This is a genomic window from Oceanospirillum beijerinckii DSM 7166 (assembly GCF_000422425.1).
Taxonomy (GTDB): Bacteria; Pseudomonadota; Gammaproteobacteria; order Pseudomonadales; family Halomonadaceae; genus Oceanospirillum; species Oceanospirillum beijerinckii.
Map to the genome: position 1 here is coordinate 1 of NZ_KE383833.1, position 19,553 is coordinate 19,553.

The 19,553-nt window shown below is 48.3% G+C and carries 14 protein-coding genes; 3 read left to right on the forward strand and 11 right to left on the reverse strand.

Going from position 1 to position 19,553, the window contains the following annotated elements:
- A partial coding sequence (locus H579_RS29550; RefSeq protein WP_036567308.1) for a Calx-beta domain-containing protein occupies positions 1 to 1,964 on the reverse strand: 1,964 nt, incomplete at its 3' end.
- Between the two features lie 404 nt (positions 1,965 to 2,368).
- Here H579_RS29550 and H579_RS28310 point away from each other — a divergent pair.
- Positions 2,369 to 2,860, forward strand: a complete 492-nt coding sequence (locus H579_RS28310; protein ID WP_028302565.1) for a chemotaxis protein CheX — start codon at positions 2,369 to 2,371, stop codon at positions 2,858 to 2,860.
- Between the two features lie 97 nt (positions 2,861 to 2,957).
- Here H579_RS28310 and H579_RS0122750 read toward each other — a convergent pair whose 3' ends face one another.
- A complete protein-coding gene (locus H579_RS0122750) occupies positions 2,958 to 3,602 on the reverse strand; it encodes an MBL fold metallo-hydrolase (protein ID WP_028302566.1) in 645 nt (214 codons plus the stop codon).
- Positions 3,603 to 3,996: 394 nt separating this feature from the next.
- Here H579_RS0122750 and H579_RS29260 point away from each other — a divergent pair, with 394 nt between their 5' ends.
- Complete coding sequence (locus tag H579_RS29260; RefSeq protein ID WP_157834694.1) at positions 3,997 to 4,155, forward strand: hypothetical protein; 159 nt, start codon at positions 3,997 to 3,999, stop codon at positions 4,153 to 4,155.
- A gap of 248 nt (positions 4,156 to 4,403) precedes the next feature.
- Here the strand turns inward: H579_RS29260 and phnX are convergent, their stop codons facing one another.
- The 8 genes from phnX to H579_RS0122795 form a co-directional block, all read right to left on the reverse strand.
- Positions 4,404 to 5,249 carry a phosphonoacetaldehyde hydrolase gene (gene phnX / locus H579_RS0122760; RefSeq protein WP_036567311.1) on the reverse strand — a complete coding sequence of 282 codons (846 nt, stop codon included), beginning with the start codon at positions 5,247 to 5,249 and terminating at the stop codon, positions 4,404 to 4,406.
- Positions 5,250 to 5,348: 99 nt separating this feature from the next.
- Positions 5,349 to 6,518, reverse strand: a complete 1,170-nt coding sequence (locus H579_RS27265) for a 2-aminoethylphosphonate--pyruvate transaminase (RefSeq protein ID WP_051228258.1) — start codon at positions 6,516 to 6,518, stop codon at positions 5,349 to 5,351.
- Between the two features lie 282 nt (positions 6,519 to 6,800).
- Positions 6,801 to 8,501 carry a putative 2-aminoethylphosphonate ABC transporter permease subunit gene (locus tag H579_RS27270; RefSeq protein WP_084624307.1) on the reverse strand — a complete coding sequence of 567 codons (1,701 nt, stop codon included), beginning with the start codon at positions 8,499 to 8,501 and terminating at the stop codon, positions 6,801 to 6,803.
- On the reverse strand, positions 8,498 to 9,739 hold the full coding sequence (locus H579_RS27275) for a putative 2-aminoethylphosphonate ABC transporter ATP-binding protein (RefSeq protein ID WP_084624309.1): 1,242 nt from the start codon (positions 9,737 to 9,739) through the stop codon (positions 8,498 to 8,500). Before H579_RS27275 ends, H579_RS27270 begins: the two co-directional genes overlap by 4 nt.
- Before the next feature lie 377 nt (positions 9,740 to 10,116).
- Positions 10,117 to 11,148 (reverse strand): putative 2-aminoethylphosphonate ABC transporter substrate-binding protein, encoded by a 1,032-nt coding sequence (locus tag H579_RS0122780; protein WP_036567313.1) that lies wholly within the window; start codon positions 11,146 to 11,148, stop codon positions 10,117 to 10,119.
- Positions 11,149 to 11,345: 197 nt separating this feature from the next.
- Complete coding sequence (locus H579_RS0122785; RefSeq protein ID WP_028302569.1) at positions 11,346 to 12,614, reverse strand: NAD(P)/FAD-dependent oxidoreductase; 1,269 nt, start codon at positions 12,612 to 12,614, stop codon at positions 11,346 to 11,348.
- A gap of 187 nt (positions 12,615 to 12,801) precedes the next feature.
- Complete coding sequence (locus H579_RS0122790; RefSeq protein WP_028302570.1) at positions 12,802 to 13,533, reverse strand: UTRA domain-containing protein; 732 nt, start codon at positions 13,531 to 13,533, stop codon at positions 12,802 to 12,804.
- Between the two features lie 300 nt (positions 13,534 to 13,833).
- Complete coding sequence (locus H579_RS0122795; RefSeq protein WP_028302571.1) at positions 13,834 to 15,390, reverse strand: methyl-accepting chemotaxis protein; 1,557 nt, start codon at positions 15,388 to 15,390, stop codon at positions 13,834 to 13,836.
- 530 nt (positions 15,391 to 15,920) lie between these two features.
- Between H579_RS0122795 and H579_RS0122800 the strand changes: the two genes are divergently transcribed.
- On the forward strand, positions 15,921 to 16,406 hold the full coding sequence (locus H579_RS0122800; protein ID WP_028302572.1) for an FKBP-type peptidyl-prolyl cis-trans isomerase: 486 nt from the start codon (positions 15,921 to 15,923) through the stop codon (positions 16,404 to 16,406).
- Positions 16,407 to 16,751: 345 nt separating this feature from the next.
- On the opposite strand, the gene pepN is transcribed toward H579_RS0122800, so the two are convergent.
- Positions 16,752 to 19,403, reverse strand: coding sequence for an aminopeptidase N (pepN, locus tag H579_RS0122805; RefSeq protein ID WP_211224790.1), 2,652 nt, complete (start codon positions 19,401 to 19,403; stop codon positions 16,752 to 16,754).
- Positions 19,404 to 19,553 lie beyond the last annotated feature (150 nt).

Genomic DNA, 19,553 nt, shown 5'->3' on the forward strand with positions numbered 1-19,553 from the left:
ACACTGACGGTCGTATTGCCGTAGGTGTAATCATCCCCTGTTGTCGCGGTTCCGTCCGTAAAGCTGACATTCACGGTGCCCGTAGGTTGTTCTGCTAATGGCTGACCATCTGCTCCCACCGCTTTCACTACGTAGTAGGCCGTGGTATCCCCGTTATTGCCATCCTCATGGATCTCGGATGAGTCGTTGATAATATTGCCGTTAGCGTCTGCGGCAAACAGCTTCAGCGTAAAGGCGCTGTCATTATCACCCGGGGTGGCCGGATCGTTATCTGTCTCATCCAGAATGGTGGTGGTCACCGTATCCGGTGCATACTCTACGGTTTCGTATCTTTCCGCATCACTGAAGCTGCCCTGATCCAGAGAAACCACAAAATTTTCGCCGTTATCGGAGAAGGCGTCATCAATAGAGGTCGCACTGAAAGCACTCCCTACTTCGACCGTCGTATTACCGAAGGTATAATCGACTCCGGTGGTTGCACTATCATCAGTAAAACCAACGTTAACAGTACCTGCTGGCTGGTTGCTCAGAGGATTCCCTTCTGCATCAACAGCTTTAACGACATAATATGCTGTCGTATCACCATTATTCCCATCTTCATGGATCTCTGATGGACCACTGAGAATATTGCCGTCAGCATCCGACAAAAAGAGCTTTAGGGTAAAGGCGCTATCATTGTCCTCTGGAGTGGCTGGATCATTATCGGTCTCATCCCGAATAGTAGTAGTAACACTGGCATTACCGTAACTGACTTCATCAAAATCTGAAGGATTGCTCCAGTCATCATTCAATGTCAGAGTAAAAGACTCATCATTATCAGCCAGGTGATCATCTTTAGCTGCGATATTGAAGACTTCACCTACCGTAACCGATAGCTCTGATGCAGACTCGTAATCGTCTCCAATAGTCGCACTATCACCTGTCGCGCCGACACTGATTGTGACGGTTCCACCTGGCTGATCTGGCATTATGTTGCCAAGATTATCAAACGCCAAAACAACGTAGTTTCCGGTATCCGGGAAAATGCCCTCACCATTACCTTGGAATCCCGGCTCATAAATGGTGTTAACCGCAACATATTCACCATCAACAACGGCAAAAAGTCCTAAACTTACTTCTGTTATCGGTTCCGGTACATCTGAATCGCTGTCAGCATCAGCATCAGCATCAGCATCAGCATCAGCATCGGCATCGGCATCGGCATCAGCATCAGCATCAGCATCAGCATCGGCATCGGCATCGGCATCGGCATCGGCATCGGCATCGGCATCGGCATCGGCATCGGCATCGGCATCAGCATCCGCATCGGCATCCGCATCGGCATCCGCATCCGCATCCGCATCCGCATCGGCATCCGCATCCGCATCCGCATCCGCATCCGCATCCGCATCAGCGTCAGCATCCGCATCCGCGTCAGCATCCGCGTCAGCATCCGCATCCGCATCCGCATCCGCATCCGCGTCCGCGTCAGCATCCGCATCTGTATCATCATCGGCAGCATTAAGTTGCTCTATCGAAGCGCTACCCTCTTGCTCAAAAGAATTAGCATTCGCTTCGGAATCAACCGCTGTACTCTCAAGCTCCTTGCTGTTTTCCTGAACAACACGCCCCTGGGGGAGAGGACTTGATACGGGAGGAACAGCTTCCTGACCACCATTACTGCGATCACTACCAGTGCCGACTTCAACAGAGGAAGGCTCAAGCGACTCAGTATCGCTTAATTCTTCTTCTGTACTTCTGCCGGAGGCAAATGTCTGAGCAATCAGTGAAACGTTTTCGGGAGTGTCAGTTTGAATATTCTCATTACCTGATTCATCTGCTATTCCAGCCACTTCAGAACTATCGATGACTTCCTCTTCATCACTTTCCTCTTCGGTACGGCTAAGAATTGTCGATTCATCGAACAATAGAGCTTCATCACTTTCACCGTTTTGCTCAGGCTTATTTTCAAACTGATCAGCCATATCATCTACTCCCTAAGATCCATACATGCAAAATATTTTTCCAGAATAACTACTCTAATCGTACCGCCTTTCAAGCTTATAGAGAACCTGATCAAAGGTTATATACATTACTCTTATTTAAAGAATTAGAGCCAAAGGCCTAACTCATTACTAAAGCGCAAAAACACGCGACTGGACCGCTCAAACAATATATCCCTGACTACATAACGCAACATTTTGATAACTAAAGTGACATATATTGTCATCTGGCAACAGAAAAGCCGCTATGTAATATAAAAAAGTCTTCTTTTCTGATTTGTAACCTGCCATATACATCATAGAGCAAGAGTTCTAATATCAACGTCATGCTCAACGCTCAAAAGGCAGGTTAGAGCACCATTTGATGGACCACTGAGGATGGAACAATGCGTGCGGAATATCTCAACCCCATGCTGTTATCGGTGATGGAAACTCTGACCCAGATCACTCACCATGAACCTTGCCCCGGCAAGCTCAAAGTAAAAAAACACGAACTGGCCCATGGTGCAGTCACTGGGTTAGTTAACCTGCAAATTAATGATCAGGTAGGCTCTCTGGCATTGAGCTTCAGTCGAGATCTTATTTTGAATATCGCATCAGAAGTCACTCATACTCCCCATCGACATATCGACAATACTGTACTGAATCTAGCGGGGCGTCTGACTTATATGGCCTGCAGAGGGGCACAACAATATATGTCCGATAAAAATGTGGTTATGATGCTGACTAACCCTCAGGTATTCCAAGGATTTAGAAAACGGGTACAGCATGCAGTGAACAATAATAAGTTTATGCTGCAGTTTGAAACTCCAGCCGGTATCTGCTTCTCCGAATTCTCATTTTCCCGCCTGCGGGATGAGCTGGAGATTCGGCATTAAGCGCTATTTATGCTCTGATTGACTGTCAACATCAGCAGCAGTAAAAAGGCTTAATGCCAGAGGTATAAGAGTTATGTAAACAGGCGATCAGTGGACGTTATACGCCTGCATGATCACCGCAGAAAGGGTTGCTGCGACGCTCCTGACCAAAGGTCGACATAGGACCATGACCCGGAATAAAACGCACATCGTCACCCAGCGGGAATAACTTGTCACGAATGGAGCTAATCAGTGTTTTGTGATCTCCTTTCGGAAAATCGGTACGACCGATAGAGCCCTGGAACAACACATCCCCCACCAGCGCCAGCTGCTCACCGGAATGATAAAACACCACATGACCCGGCGTATGACCTGGGCAGTGCAGGACATCAAACACTTCCTCACCGATCTGCACCTGATCACCATCCGTTAACCAACGGCTTGGTTCAAACACTTCACAGCTTGGAAAGTTAAACATACGGCTTTGTTCTGGCAGGCCCTGAATCCAGAAATCATCTTCCTGATGCGGCCCTTCAATGGATAACCCTAACGCTTTCGCCAGTGCAGAAGTACCACCGGCATGATCAATATGAGCATGGGTCAACCAGATCTGCTTGATACTGACACCTAGCTTATCGGCACGTTGTTGAATGCGGTCAATATCACCACCAGGATCGACTACGGCAGCTTCTTTACTTTTGTCGCACCACACCAGGGTGCAGTTCTGTTGAAACCCGGTTACGGGAATAATCTCAAATTGCATGTCTTCAGGCTCCCTTGTAATAGCGGCAAGCCTATAACCTGAGTTTTCCTGTGGCAAGTGGGTTTTACTGTGGCAAGTCATTTCCACAAGCCCGTGTCGACCTTGAACCATAACTTGGTGCGTCATCGTGGCTTTAGACAAAGAAGTCGCTCACAAATAAAGACTTACAACAATCATACAAATTAATGACACCTATTTTGTTTGCAACTTTTTCTACATGAGTTAGTCTGAGAAGGTAAGCCAAAGAAAAAGGGTCATTAAGACCATCAATCTGGCCTATGTTTGAGGCCTTACGGCAAAGCGCTCAGTCTGCAGCTATCTGAAAACCATCAGGTAGCCTATCTGGACAAGATGTTTATTTGCCAAGTTAAATTAGCTTTAGGAGTACTCCCCCATGGCAGTTGAACTGATGATTTCTACAATTTTAACGCTTGTTGTTGCTGTCGGGATGTGGATTCACTTTCAACGGACGGCACAAGACCTGAAACCGATTCGTATTAAAGCTGAGTATCGCAAAAAGGATCGTTGGGATAATCCAAATCCAAAAGACTGAATTCAGATCGGACTACGATGATGTAGAGCGTATGATCTGATATTCACCTGCATCGAAAAGCCGAGCCGATGTGTTCGGTTTTTTTGTACCTCTTTTTCTTCTGAATAGCTTTTGCCTAAAGAGAAAAGCCTCAAACAAAAAAAGGCACCCGGGCTCAATCGGGTACCCCTAAAAGCATGACAAAAAGTCATGAAATCACATCACACTGTTTTTACAAACTGCCATAGAGATGACGGCTTGTTTGGATATTAAGGCGTCTCACCCGCCTGCAGGCGCAGCTGGATCTCTTCCAGACAAGGCACTACATCCGCAATAGAATCAACCACATAGTGCGCACCGGCTTGATAGAAACGCTTGTACGCTGCCTGACGACGGATCTCCTGCTCTTCTTCAGACAGGGCATTCCACTCATCCAGAGGCAGACCGACTTCATTACCGCTCACTGCCACCCCGATGGTCCACATACCGCCGCTCAGGCCTTCATCAATACCGGTCAGCGTATCGTCGATCTTCACACAGGCTTTTACATCGCTTACACCCAGCTCAATCGCGTTGCGCAGACACATATGCGGGAATGGACGACCTTTAGGCACATCTGTTGCGCATACACTGCTCTGTGGTTTGTAGCCTTGCTCGGCAGCATTCGCCAACAGGCCGCCGATCATACGATCCGCATAACCGGTGTTGGCACCGATGGCGATATTGTTCTCTTCACACCAGGCCAGCGTATCGGTCAGGCCAGGGATCAGTTGACCGCACTGAGCAATTGCTTCGATCTGCAGAGGCACAAACTCCTCGTACATACGATCGATATCAGCATCAGTCGGATACTCGCCATGGGCTTCTTTCCAGGCATCACGTACACGAGGCATTATGGTCAGCTGACGAATATGCTCACGTTTTTCGGTACCCATAGGTGCACGGGCTTCAGCAATAGTGATCGGAGTTTGGTTCGCAGCAAACAGATTCTGGAAAGCACGAATCGGAGCCATGGAACCAAAATCAACTGTGGTACCCGCCCAATCCATAATAATGGCTTGCAGAGGGCCTACATAATGACGGGTATAGTGATAGTCGCGGCTATACTGGTACATTCTTAATATCCTGTCTTAAGTCTTAACTGGTATTAACCAGTAAAAATATTTAAAAGCATTTAAAGCGTGTTAAATCACTGCTGGGATAGCCCGTGACGCTTAAGCAGTGACTTCGTTTTCTTCAGTCAGCACCGCGTGACCGCTTTCGATACCCATCTCATCCAGTACCGCAGCAATGGCCACCAGCACCTGATCGATCTGTTCATCGTACAGTTGACCGATGCAACCCAAACGGAAGCTATCAACCACAGTCAGCTTGCCCGGATAAATCACAAAACCATGGGCCTTAATGCGGTCGTAGAATTCGGTAAAGTCAAAACGCTCATTCTGTGGCGACAGGAAGGTCACAATAATCGGGGACAGCCACTTTTCATTCAGTAGTGTACGAAAGCCTAAATCTTTCATACCGGCAACCAGACGTTGCTGGTTACGCTGGTAGCGCGCCAGACGGCCTGCAACACCACCTTCAGCAGCATGTTCCACCATCGCCTGCAGGAAAGCCGCCACGATATGAGTCGGCGGAGTGAAACGCCATTGGCCGGTTTTCTCCAGATAAAGCCACTGATCGTACAGGTCCAGGCTCAGAGAGTGGGCATTGCCTTCACACTGTTCCAGTGCGCTACGACGAATAATGCTAAAGCCAAAACCCGGTACGCCTTCAAAGCATTTGTTGGCGGAAGAGATGATGGCATCAAACGGCAGCTGTTGCGCATCCACAGGAATGGCACCGAAAGCACTCATGGAATCGATAATCAGACTGCGACCATGACGAGCCACAACCTCTGCTATTTCTGGCACCGGGTTCAGAATACCGGAGCTGGTTTCACAGTGGATCACGGTGACGTGGGTGATGGTTTTGTCATTAGCCAGAATCTCATCCACCTCTTCCGGCATCGGTGGCAGATAGTCACCTTTATCCAGAGTCACATAGGCGCGCTGCAGGTAACCCAGTGTTTTAGCCAGACGCTGGCCATAGGCGCCGTTCATCAGCACCAGTACCTTGCCCTCTTTCGGGATCAGGGTGCCCAGTGTCGCTTCAACCGCAAAGGTACCGCTACCTTGAACAGGGACACAAACGTGAGTCTCAGACGCGTTGGCAACTGCCAGTAACTGATCACACAGCTGTTTGGTCATGGCACGGAAATCACCATCCCAGGAGCCCCAGTCACGCAACATGGCTTCTTTTACCGTGTCGGTTGTGGTGATAGGACCCGGTGTTAACAAGTAAGGCGGCTTACCTTGTGCTACTGGATTTTTGATATCTGACATATCACTTTTCTCTTAAATTAGTATCAGCTCAAATTCATATCAATTTAAGTTGCCATCAACCTAGATTGAGATATTTCGAAGTTTCTTTAACTGCATCTTCAGCGTTTTATCAGACTGGTATATACCAGAGTTTAATTTAAAAAAATGTCGCTGACCAGATGCGTTATCTTTTTTCTTTCAATCGCTTAACCAACACACGCTTAACCAAAAAAGCCTTGTTGGCTGAGCATGGCACCCATCCTGTGGCTGCCATGCTCATTGGCATCAGTCGTCCATCCCGTTTTAACGGGTACGCCAGCCCTGAGTCACCGTTAACAGCTTCTGAGACAGCAACCAGTGCACACCTTTAACGGTTAAACAGGTCAGCAGAATCATCACGGCCATCGCTGCAGCAGAGGCGGTATTGCCCGCTTCATCCATATTCATCACAGAGATAGAGGCCAGCATGGTATCGGTGGAGTAGAGGAAAACAACGGCCGATACGGTAGTCATGGCATTAACAAACAGATAGACCGAGATCTCCAGTACTGCAGGCAGAGATACCGGCAGAGTGACCTTCCAGAAAGTGACATAGAAGGGTACTTTCAGAGAAGAGGACACCGATTCAAACTCACCATCAATCTGTTTCAGCGCGGTCACCGAGGTCAGGTGACAGACGGTATAGAAGTGCACCACGCTGTTCAGCACCAGAATCGCCATAGTGGCATAGACCACATTCAACGGGTTACCCGGTTCGTTAAAGAAGAAGATATAAGACAGACCCAGCACCATGCCAGGTACCGCCATCGGGATCATCGCCATCAGGTGCAACAGATTACGTACCGGCTCAAAGGCACGCCCCTTCTCCACCAGATAAGCGTTAAAGAACACCACTGCCGTACCGATCACCGCAACCCAAGCCGCCATCTCCAGGGAATTGAAGTAGAAGTCCCAACTAGCACCCACTTCTTCAAAGTTGTAGTTATTGAATGTCAGTGCCGTGCTGTAAGGCCAGAAGGTGATAAAGGAAGCGTAAAACGCCATACCAATCACCAGCAGGATCGCGGTGACAATCAGGCCACAGATAACAAAGAACAGACGATCCTTCAGTTTGTTGGGCTCAGGCACAAAAGGCACAGCACGGGCAGACAGCATCGCGACCTGTTTCTTCTGTACGATACGGTCAGCCATAAAGGAGATCACCGCAGGCAACAGCAGTACAACGGATACCACAGCCCCCATCTGGAAGTTTTGCTGACCGACAACCTGCTTATAGATATCCGTGGCCAGGACATTAAACTCACCGCCAATCACCTTAGGCACACCAAAGTCGGTGATTACCAGGGTAAAGGCTACAAAGCTGGCACTGATCAGACCGTATTTGGCTGATGGCAACGTGACGGTAAAGAAGGTGCGCACCGGTGAAGCCTTCATCACACGGGCCGCTTCATACAAACGAGCATCGGAGTTGGAGAGCGCCGTGACCATAATCATCAGTACATGGGGGAAGACCCAGAAACACATACCGATCACAATGCCAATAGGACCATAAACCGACTCGCCAAACAGTACGCCTTTAAAGATACCCTGATTGCCCAGCAGATAGATCAAGCTGATCGCAGGCAGCAAAGAGGGGGCAAACAGTGGCAGCAAGGTCAGTGCACGCAGGGTCTTTTTACCCGGCATACAGGTCCGTGTCATACCGTAGGCAAATAAGAATGCCATTACGATCACAATAAACGTGGACGTAAATGCAATTTGCAGCGAGTTTGTTATCGACTCAAACAGTACCGGATTGCTGAAATAGTTAACAAAGTTGCTTAGGCCAACAAACTCACCGTCGGCATTCTCCAGACTTTTCACCAGCATGGAGCTTAACGGCATCAGCAGAGCGACAAATAGGAAAGCCACCGCCAATAAAATCACACCGCGCTGGATATAATCCTCACGCCCCAGGCGGACCTTATCCGCCGGGTTTACGTTACGATTAAGAACCCCAATCATGATGCAGCTCCAGCGGTTTGTTTGCCTGTGCTACTGGTATTATTTGCACTAGTATTAGTACCTGTATTAGCAGGGCTATTGCCTTCGTAACGCTTATAGACTTGCAGGTTATTAACCGCAACACAGACTTCAACATCCTGACCAGGGCAGCAGTGCTTCAGGTTGGCATCCTGAGTGCTGACATCAATCTTCACAACCTGATCGGCCTTCATCAATGCTACTTCAACCCGCAGGAAGTTGCCCAGGAATTCCGTATTCATTACGGTACCGGCAAAACATTCGAGGTCCGCTTCGTTACCCCGCAAAGACGCTTTGCTATCACCAGTAGCAACCAGTTGCGCTACTTCAGGACGGAAGGCTAACCAGGTCGCATCCATACTCTCAGCCTTGTAGTGCATACAGCGAATAATGCGATCCGCCATACGCACTTGCTGATTGCTGGATGCCTTGGTTGGCAGCAGATTCATGGTGCCGACAAAGTTAGCGACAAACGCATTGGCCGGACGACGATACACCTCTTCTGGTGTACCCACCTGCTCAATCACACCGTGGTTCATTACCACAATACGATCAGCCATCGACAGGGCTTCTTCCTGATCGTGGGTCACCATAATGGTGGTAATGCCCAGTTGACGTTGCAGGTTACGGATCTCCTGGCGCAGGTGCAGACGAACGCGGGCATCCAGCGCAGACAGCGGCTCATCCAGCAGTAACAGGCTTGGTTCTGTCGCCAGCGCTCGGGCCAGTGCGATACGCTGCTGCTGACCACCGGACAGTTGAGCCGGGTACTTTTTCGCCACATCCGGCAGACCAATGGTATCCAGCAGATCACGTACTTTAAGATCGACTTTCTGACGGCTCATATTCTGGCTATGCAGACCGTAAGCGATATTGTCAGCGACACTCAGATTCGGGAACAAAGCATAAGACTGGAAAACAATGCCGAAGTCACGCTGCTCCGGTGGCAGACGAGAGATATTGCTACCGCCCTGGAAGATCTCACCTTTGCTTTGCGGGTCCAGACCCGCAATGGCGCGCAGCAATGTGGTTTTACCGCAACCGGAAGGGCCTAAGAAACAAACAAATTCACCCTCATTGATCTCCAGAGAGATCTCTTTTAACGCAGCAAAGTTGCCGTAGTGCTTCCAAAGTTTATTCACCTGAAGATAAGGTACACCCAGCTTACGGGAACCTTGCGGCCCGGTATGTGGAAGCGGTTGCTGAACTAACGCCGTCATAGGAGTCTCCAAAATGTCGTCCACAGGTTAAACCTGTCTGCTGTAATTTTTAGTGCTGCATGGGATAAAGCCCGCCTCGATAAGAAACTGACTTTATGCCGCAGTGCTGATCAGCACGATTTTTCTATCAATACGGTGAAAACCGAACACGCCATATGGATAGAAAAAGAGCCTGATCTATTCATTGAGCTAAGTAATGTCGTAGATCGGAAAAGCCGGGGGCACCTTCCGACACTAACCTAAGATCAGTGTCGGATGGCGCTTCGCTTATCCAACCTACGGCCTAACTTTTGGTTCACACCAGATCTAAAGCGATTGAATGATCGGTCCAGAACCGAGTTAGTCGTTCTTGGATTCACGCAATAAGTGCAATCCAATTACTTTGGATCGCTCTTACCGTCGTAACGTGTCTGCCAGGTCGCCAGGATCTCTTTACGCTTGCCTGCAGCCCATTCGAAGTTGTTGTTGATCATCAGCTCTTCAGCATTGCTTGGGTAGTGAGGGATTGGCTTAGCCACACCTGGGTAACCGACAACAGCGAAACTCTTGTTGTACATCTGGTTCGCTTGTTTAGTGATCGCGAAGTCCATCAGCTTCTGAGCGGCTTCCAGCTTATCCGTACCTTTTACGATAGCGGCCGCTTCCATATCCCAACCCAGGCCTTCCTGAGGGAATACCAGATCCAGCGGTGCACCTTTCTTCTTCAGGTTCGCACCTTTATATGCGAAGGAGATACCAATTGCCGTTTCACCTGCCGCAGCCAGCTTACATGGCTTGGAACCGGAGTGAGTGTAACGAGCGATGTTGTTGTGCAGACGGTCCATGTAGTCCCAACCCTTGTCTTCACCGAACATCTGCAACCAGGACGATACGTCCAGGAAGCCAGTGCCGGAAGACGCTGGATTAGGCATGATCACATGACCTTTGTAGATTGGCTTAGTCAGATCTTCCCAGCTGGTTGGTTTTGGCAGACCATGCCTTTTCGCTTCAATCGTGTTGAAACACAGTGCGCCCATCCAAGCGTCCATTCCCACCCAAGATGGTGTTGCATCGTTATCACGGAACTTAGGAGACAGCTTTTCAACCCCTTGCGGTGCGTATGGCTGCAGCATGTTTTGCTCTTTCAGTACCAACAGGCTGGTCGCTGCCAGGCCCCATACCACATCAGCCTGAGGATTATTCTTTTCAGCCAGCAGCTTGGCAGTTACGATACCGGTGGAGTCGCGAACCCACTTAATTTTGATATCCGGGTATTGCTTGTTGAACCCTTTTGCATAGGGTTTTAACTGCTCTGTTTCCAGCGCGGTGTAAACTTTCAGCTCGGTTTGAGCTTGTGCAACAGAAGCTGCTAATAGCAGCGAGCCCGTCAGGCCCAGAGAGATCTTCTTAATCAGGTTTACCGCTTTCATCTGTAACGTCCTCAACATTGTATTTGGTATATACCAAAAACTAACAAGCAAATATTTCAATTCGATTAACAAAACATGAATGGAGAATGAAAACTTTATGGCGGCTACCATCCTCCGAGTCAGAATGGCTACAGCACTTCTCCCTTTACGTGCTTTAACTTATTGCCAATACTGTTTTTTTTTAGATGACCTCAGGACTAACCACTGCGTTTACCACAACGAGCCAGTGCACATTGCCGTTGAAAATTTTCATCCAGAGGATCAATAGCACCGAAACGCTCTATCGCTAAGGGCGTGAGATCGGTATAGGCCTGCTGACCCAAAGCCAACTCCGACACTAAACGTCCCATACCACCGGACATGCCGATCCCTCCGCCGGAGCAACCTGTCATAGCAATAAAGCCCTCTAACAGCATCTTGCCTTGGCTATCTTTCAGGAAACCAATTAATGGTGCGCCATCCGGGGTATAGCTGGAGATGCTGGAGATATAATGCTCAATGCCGGTTTGGTTCAGACCAGGAAAAAAACGACTAAGAGCCTCATAACCGTCTTCTAACGCTTCCCAACCCTGTTCATCCTGACCAAAGCTAAAACCCGCCAGATCTTGCGGCAGCTTGTCCGGGCTGGCGTATATTGGGTGATAATCCCGTAGACCAAACAGCAGATGACCCACCTCTGGGCGGGCATAAGCTCTGGCATCGGGCAGAGTCACCATCGGGGAATCTTTAGGTACGCTATCAAGCGCTTCGGTGATCCAGTAATGACTGCGTACCGGAGCCATTGCCAGGTTAATACCCACCTGACGGGCCAGCATGGTAGACCAAGGGCCTGCGGCATCAATCACAACATCAGCAAAGACTTGCTCACCGTTTGCCAGCTCAATACCCATCACTTTGTCGCCTTGCTGCAGGATTTTCTCAACCCGACAATTCTGGTGAATTTCCAGACTGGAGCTACTCTCTGGCTGACGGGTTAACGTCTTAGCACCCTGAGCATAAGCAATGGCTAACTGGTAGGGATCGATAAAACCATCATCAGGCAGCAAAGCAGCCAGGGTATCTTCCGGCAGATCCAACCAGGGACATAGCTCCATTACCTGATGGGACGATAACCAATCCACACGCAGATTTTGCTGAGCGGCAATCTGAGCCATCTGCTCAACCTGCTGGCGGGATTCAGGCTCGGAGCCCAAATGCAAACTACCCACTGGGTTATAAGGCAGTTTCTGACCTAATAGCTGATCCAGTTCTTCAATCGCGGTAAAGGTTTCCCGCACCAGATCGGCAATCACGGTTTTCTGACGGGCACGGGTCAGCAGAGCTGCGGCATAACTGGTCGTTGCTGCTGCCAGAGTATTGCTCTCAAACAGGGTAATCTGACAATTCGGCTGCTTGCTTAGCGCATAAGCTGCGGAGCAACCTAAAATACCGCCACCGATAATAATAATCTTGCGTTGATCAGACATAATTCACTCTCGCCAATCTGGTATATACCAGATTGTAAAAAGATTTTATGTCATTTTCTTGACAGTTTTGCGACTAAGAGAAAGTTTTTGATAAAAACCAGAGTAGATTTAAATGGGCACAGGAGATTAAAAAGGGATAAGAACAACACAAAATGGATGAACACCATCTTGTGCTGTTCTACATAAACTACAGACTTTTTGAACTTACTTGCACCACAACCTTCATAGCGTTGTGCAGCCAAAATTCTTCGTCGATCTCCAGAAACTCACCGTTTTGGTCGCGACAGACACGACGAATATAAAGCCCCGTTGAGCCGGTATTCACACCCAAAGCTTCAGCAACAGGTGCATCCAGTGTTTGCGGATAGATCTCCAGGTCTCGCTCTGCCGGGTCCAGTTGATATTCCGTACGCAATAGATGCCATAATGACTGATTCAGCGAATGTTGCAAAAGCCCCGGACAGTTTTTAGGATTCAGGTAGATCTTCTCGATCAGGCAAGGACGCTCATTAATGTAACGGCGACGTAAGATCTCATAAACAGGCGTACCGCGGGCAATACCACCAGCATCGGCCACCCAGTCTGGTACCTCAACCAGTGTTTTACTCAGTGTTTCGGTACGGGCACTAAACCCTTGCTCTTCCACATAACTGACAAAACCGATATCCCGACTTGGGTCGTAATTGATACGCTGAGGAGTAACAAACCAGCCACGTCGATTAGAACGAAAAATCAGCCCTTCAGCCTCCAGCTGAACCAAAGCCTGGCGCGCCGTTACCCGGGTAATACTAAATTGCTCAGACAGCTGTCGTTCCGCTGGTAACTTCTCATTAGCCTGCCAGATACCCGAGACAATTTTATCTGCTAACTCATCTCTTACCCGCAGATAAACCGGACGCTTTTCCATGGTGTTCATCATTACTGATCCGAAAAACCCTTTAAGATTGGTGTATATGGTATGACTTTGCTGTGACATTGCCATGACACTATAGCAGTACAAAGCGCTAACTGATTGATATCATGGAAAAACCAAGAGAATTAATCAAATGAGCGCGGATAGATTATAGATAAATCAAGTACTCTGTATACAGCTGCCTTTTGGCCCTGAAGCATAAGGTGAAATGAAAGAAGATAGAGCATCTGAATGCAACAAGCCCCACTATCAGGGATAGCAGGGCTTGAAACAGCTTTAAGCAAATGAAAAGAGTGCCTCAATGGGTTATCGGGCAATACTCTGCATAATTAGTTTCACGTTATTAATCAGGTTATTAGACGCTTCTTTGGTGCGAATCGAAGACTCAGTTGCTTCTGCCGCTGCAGCATTTACAGAATCCAGATTGTTACGAATCTCTTCTGATGCCGCACTTTGCTCTGTGGCTGCGGCTGCAATCATCTGACTCATGTCTGTGATGGACTGCATGGTGCTGCTGATGGCATCCAGAGTTTCACCGGCCACTTGTGCCTGCTCGACACAGCCTTTCGCACTTTGCTGACTGGACCTCATCACCTTAACGACCTCTTCAGTCTCTTTCTTCAGACGTTCCAATGTGCCATAGATTTCACCGGTCGAATCCTGTGTGCGTTGTGCCAGTGTACGCACTTCATCCGCGCCCACTGCAAAACCACGGCCTTGTTCGCCAGCACGGGCAGCCTCAATCGCAGCATTCAGCGCAAGTAAATTGGTTTGATCTGCAATCTCAGTAATCACACTGATGGCAGAGGAGATATCGTCCGTTGCCTGATGCAGGCTGGTTACCTGAGTGGAAGCACTTTCAATCGCAGAAGCCAACTCATTGATCGCATTAGCAGTATCGCTTACCACTGCTTTACCCTGATGAGCCAGCTCATTAGCCTGATGAGTGGCATCGGATGCACTATTGGCATTTTGTGCCACATCATCAATGGCACCGGACAATTCACTGATGACTGTAGCGATCTGCTCAACCTCAGCAGCCTGGCGGTTAATGGCTTCAGATGCATGATCGGCAATACGAGTGGTTTCATCGCCTAAGGCATAAAGCTCAGTCGCCGAGTGACTGATACGTGTAGTCATAGCTCGGACATTAGCTTCACGCATCACGGCTGCAAGATACAACTGACCGGCTTCAGCAGTACAGTTACCGTACATCTCTTTTAGCAACTCACTGTCTACATAATCTTTGGCTCGACGAGTTGCCATTTTCAAAGGGCGCAGGAAGAAATTCACCAACAGAATAGCAAAGACGGATATCATGGCTGATATGCCGAAAACGACTTCGTGTGATAGTTTGAAGATCCAATCGATAGCAGCTGGCAACAAAGCTGCTAACAGGGCAATAATCGGCATACTGACTGATAAGTTAACGTCATAAATACTAAAACGTTTTTTACCAGAGTTAACACGCTGGTAGATCTCTTCAGCACGACGAACCTGGTTTGCTTTTGGCTTGGAGCGTACGGATTGGTAGCCAATAACTTGACCACTTTCCAGAATGGGAGTCACAAATGCATTGACCCAGTAATGATCACCATTACTACAACGGTTTTTTACGATACCCATCCAAGGTTTGCCTTTTTGCAGTGTCTTCCACATGTCAGCAAACACAGGCGGTGGTACATCCGGATGGCGAACCATATTGTGGGGTTGTCCCATCAACTCTTCACGAGTGAAGCCGGAAACATCCACAAAAGCATCGTTTACGAAGGTAATTTGCCCTTTCAGATTGGTGGTCGACACCAGAGGCACATTATCAGGGTATGATCTTTCAACCTGGGTGACTGGCAGGTTTTTTTTCATAATTGAGACTTCCTGTTACTCAAAAAATACCTGATCCGCATAACATAGCAGATAAGGTTGATTGCGACGTTTTCTATTGCTCCCGGAAAGGGCTATCGACAGCCGACAACGTGCAAATCACGGGACAAAACCACATTGTCCGTAATTCATCAACAACCTATGGAAGCAACTTACTTATCATTTTTATAGTGAAAGCATAACAAAATGTTACATTTTGTAAATATTCTACTTTTTTTATCTGGGTTAGTCATCAGAAAAAGATGTAACTAAATGAGAAGTTTTACAAGAAATAACTCGTCCTAAGTCTGCGCACAAAAAGTGCTATCGGCAAGTTTTTTTGAGCTGGTAAATAAGAGTAAAAGATCGAGACTTTGATGGTTTTAGCTGGATATAACAGCCAAATCGACGAGAAAACCTGCTATTTTTTAGCCTTGCTTGACACTTAACCTGCTTTTCATTTAATTAAAGTTCACATGTGTTATGCTGGGCCTCTAAGCTAATTAAAACTTCATAGCTAAGAGATGTTATTCATGCAAATTCAAGACAATGCCGTTGCATCTATTCATTACACCTTGACCAATGAAGCGGGTGACACCATTGACAGCTCCGAAGGTGCCGAGCCATTAGCATATCTGCACGGCGCTGCGAACATTATTCCTGGACTGGAAAATGCTCTGCTGGGCAAAACCGTTGGTGACAAGCTGAATGTACAAGTCTCTCCTGAAGACGGGTACGGCGAACACGTCGCTGAGCTGGTTCAACAAGTGCCTCAGGAGATGTTCCAAGGTGTTGATCAGGTTGAGATTGGTATGGAATTCCATGCTGAATCCAATACAGGTCAACCCATCGCAGTTACCGTAACAGAAGTAAAAGAGGGTATGGTGACGATTGATGCCAACCACCCTCTGGCTGGTGTTACCCTAAACTTTGACGTTGAAATCGTTGAAGTGCGCGAAGCAACTGCCGAGGAGCAGGAGCACGGTCATGCCCACGGTGCGGGTGGCCATCACCACTAATCGCTGGCAGCATGCACCTGCGATGGCATCGTTCAAGATAGGAATATGATGCGACCGTGTTAGTAGGCAATAGCGATAAGATAATGCTTTAAACGGATAGAAAGCTTTCCTGCTCATTTCAGAATGAGTGGTGCGACTCAGGGAAGAAGAAAAAACGGCATTATCAAAATACCGGTGCCCAGTGACTCTCACGAGAACTGTGTTCAGGTGGAAAAATCCCGCGTATCTCAGATAATTAAGAAACGCGGGATTTTTTTATGTCACCGGATCAACTTTATCGGGTGACATTGTTTCTGGATACAACCTTTAAGCCTTATTGGATTCAAGTAATCAGTGCAATCCACTTTAAGGCAACGCCTTAGAAACCACTTCAAACAGATCTTTCGACAGGTCGGCTTCTGCAATGCGCTTAAGCTCAGCCTGCATCAATTGCTGACGTTGCTCGTCAAACTTCTGCCAGCGTGTCAGCGGCGTAATCAAACGAGATGCGATCTGCGGATTCATCCGGTCCAGCTCCAGCACTACATCTGCCAGGAAACGATAGCTGTGACCGTCCAGACTATGGAAATTAACCCGGTTCTGGTTGCAGTACACACCAATCAATGAACGCACTTTGTTCGGGTTCTTCAGGCTGAAAGCATTATGCTCCATCAGAGCCTTAACCCGTGCCAGCGCATCAGGGTGCGGTCGACTGGCCTGAACCTGGAACCACTGATCCATCACCAGAGCATCCTGTTGCCATTCCTGCTCAAACTTATCCAGCGCCGCTTTGGCCTTATCATCCTGATTGGAGTGCACCAGTTGTACCAGAGCTGCCTGCACATCTGTCATATTATCTGAGCGTTCAAATTGCTGCCAGCAGGACGCCACGATATCGGAATGTTCCAGCACCATAAGGTAGGACAAGCAGGTATTTTTCAGGCAACGTTTACCGATATCTTTCGCAGTAGGACGATAGTCGCCAGGCAGCTGATTTTCTGTCAGACACTGCCTTAATTCAGCCTCCAAAGCTTTAGCCAGTGTTTTACGTGCCAACTTGCGACAAGCGTGAATGGCATCTACCGGCACCACTGCATATTGCTCACCGATATAAGCTTCACTGGGCAGTGCCAGCATCGCGGCCAGAATGGCAGGAGACAGTTGAGCATTAAACAGACTGCGATAAGCCTCTACCAGAGTTGAGCCTAGTTCCGGCACGTGACCGGCTTCAAATTGACAAATCATCGCTTTCAAAGCATCTAACGCTAAACGTTGACCTGCATCCCAACGGTTAAAGCCATCGCTGTCGTGACGCATCAGGTGCAGCAGTTGCTCCTGACTATAGGCAAAGTCCAGTTTTACCGGCGCAGAGAAACCTCTTAGCAATGACGGCACAGGTGCGTTGGTGATCTGATCAAAAACAAAAGTCTGTTCTGCTGCTCTCAGGTGCAATACCCGGCTGTTATCACCCTGCTCACCAGAGGCCTCCCCTTCTGACAGAATCAGTGGCAGGTCACTGCCCTGGGCATCTAAGAGACCGACTTTCACCGGGATATGCAATGGCAGCTTCTCTTCCTGGCCTTTAGTCGCTGGTGTGCTCTGTTTGATGGTCAGACGATACTGTTGTGAGTCTGAATCATAAGCATCGCTCACGCTAAGCTCCGGCGTACCGGCCTGACTGTACCAGCGCATAAACTGAGAGAAATCGATACCAGACACATCAGCCATAGCTGCGACAAAATCCTCTACCGTTACCGCCTGACCATCATGACGCTCAAAGTAGAGATCACTGCCCTTACGGAACAGATCTGGGCCCAGCAGATTGGCGATCATACGCACAATTTCCGCCCCCTTCTCATAAATGGTCAGAGTGTAAAAATTAGAGATTTCAATAAAGTGATCGGGACGCACCGGGTGTGCCGTAGGCCCCGCATCTTCGGCAAACTGAGCCGTACGCAACATGGCAACATCTTCAATACGTTTCACTGCCGCATCATTCAGATCTGCGGAAAAACTCTGGTCACGAAAAACCGTAAAACCTTCTTTCAGAGACAGTTGGAACCAATCTCGACAGGTGACCCGGTTACCGGACCAGTTATGGAAGTATTCGTGTGCCACTACCGCTTCAATGCGCTGGAAAGCGCCATCGGTTGCCGTATCAGGGCGGGCCAGTACGCAGGAGGAATTAAAGATATTTAAGCCCTTGTTCTCCATCGCACCCATATTAAAGTCATTCACCGCCACGATCATATAGATATCCAGATCGTATTCACGACCATAGACTTCTTCGTCCCATTTCATCGCCGCTTTTAGCGAGCCCATGGCATGATCACACTTAGTGATATTCTCCGGCTCTACCCATATCTCCAGTGCGACCTCACGCCCCGTCATCGTAGTGAAACTGTCTTTCACTACCTGCAGATCACCTGCGACCAATGCAAATAGGTAAGCGGGCTTGCGGAACGGGTCCAGCCAGGTAACAAAATGTCGGTTGTTATCCAGTTCACCGCGTTCGATAGGATTACCGTTAGATAATAGAACCGGATACTCATCCTTATCCGCAATCACCTTGGTGGTAAACGCTGCCATCACATCCGGACGGTCCGGGTAATAAGTGATCTTACGAAAGCCTTCAGCCTCACACTGGGTGCAAAACATGGTATTGGAGCGATATAGCCCCTCCAGTGAAGTATTATTGGCCGGATCAATCTCTACTTCTGCTTCCAGGACAAATTCATCAGGAACCTTGGGGATCACCAGCAGCTCGTCACTGATCAGATACTCATTGTCGTTCAAAGTACCGCCATCAATATTCAGACTGATCAGTTTCAAATCACTTCCGTGCAACTCAAGCGGCAAATCGACTTCACGCTCTGGATTGCGCTTAAAGCTTATTTTAGAGTGCACCCGGGTTTGATTCGCAGACAGATCGAAACAGAGTTCCACTTGCTCAACCCAGAACGCAGGGGCCAGATAATCTTTCAGGTAGATCACACTATTGGATGGTTGCATCGTCATAACATACTCAAACTTAAATAATTCACTTTGACTAAACCCTTTTTAGCCGTGCAACTTTGGCACCCTGCACTCAAGCAAAATAATTGCAGTGTTATATCAGGGTAGCCTATAACAATTTCCGCTTCCTAATCTCTTGTGATGCCACTGAGC

Coding starts and splice junctions, on each gene's coding strand:
- H579_RS0122790 (WP_028302570.1), bottom strand. CDS start 13,533: ATGATGAACACCATGGAAAAGCGTCCGGTTTATCTGCGGGTAAGAGAT.
- H579_RS0122780 (WP_036567313.1), bottom strand. CDS start 11,148: ATGAAAGCGGTAAACCTGATTAAGAAGATCTCTCTGGGCCTGACGGGC.
- H579_RS27265 (WP_051228258.1), bottom strand. CDS start 6,518: ATGTCAGATATCAAAAATCCAGTAGCACAAGGTAAGCCGCCTTACTTG.
- H579_RS27270 (WP_084624307.1), bottom strand. CDS start 8,501: ATGATTGGGGTTCTTAATCGTAACGTAAACCCGGCGGATAAGGTCCGC.
- H579_RS27275 (WP_084624309.1), bottom strand. CDS start 9,739: ATGACGGCGTTAGTTCAGCAACCGCTTCCACATACCGGGCCGCAAGGT.
- H579_RS28310 (WP_028302565.1), top strand. CDS start 2,369: ATGCGTGCGGAATATCTCAACCCCATGCTGTTATCGGTGATGGAAACT.
- H579_RS0122795 (WP_028302571.1), bottom strand. CDS start 15,390: ATGAAAAAAAACCTGCCAGTCACCCAGGTTGAAAGATCATACCCTGAT.
- phnX (WP_036567311.1), bottom strand. CDS start 5,249: ATGTACCAGTATAGCCGCGACTATCACTATACCCGTCATTATGTAGGC.
- H579_RS0122800 (WP_028302572.1), top strand. CDS start 15,921: ATGCAAATTCAAGACAATGCCGTTGCATCTATTCATTACACCTTGACC.
- pepN (WP_211224790.1), bottom strand. CDS start 19,403: ATGACGATGCAACCATCCAATAGTGTGATCTACCTGAAAGATTATCTG.
- H579_RS0122750 (WP_028302566.1), bottom strand. CDS start 3,602: ATGCAATTTGAGATTATTCCCGTAACCGGGTTTCAACAGAACTGCACC.
- H579_RS29260 (WP_157834694.1), top strand. CDS start 3,997: ATGGCAGTTGAACTGATGATTTCTACAATTTTAACGCTTGTTGTTGCT.
- H579_RS0122785 (WP_028302569.1), bottom strand. CDS start 12,614: ATGTCTGATCAACGCAAGATTATTATTATCGGTGGCGGTATTTTAGGT.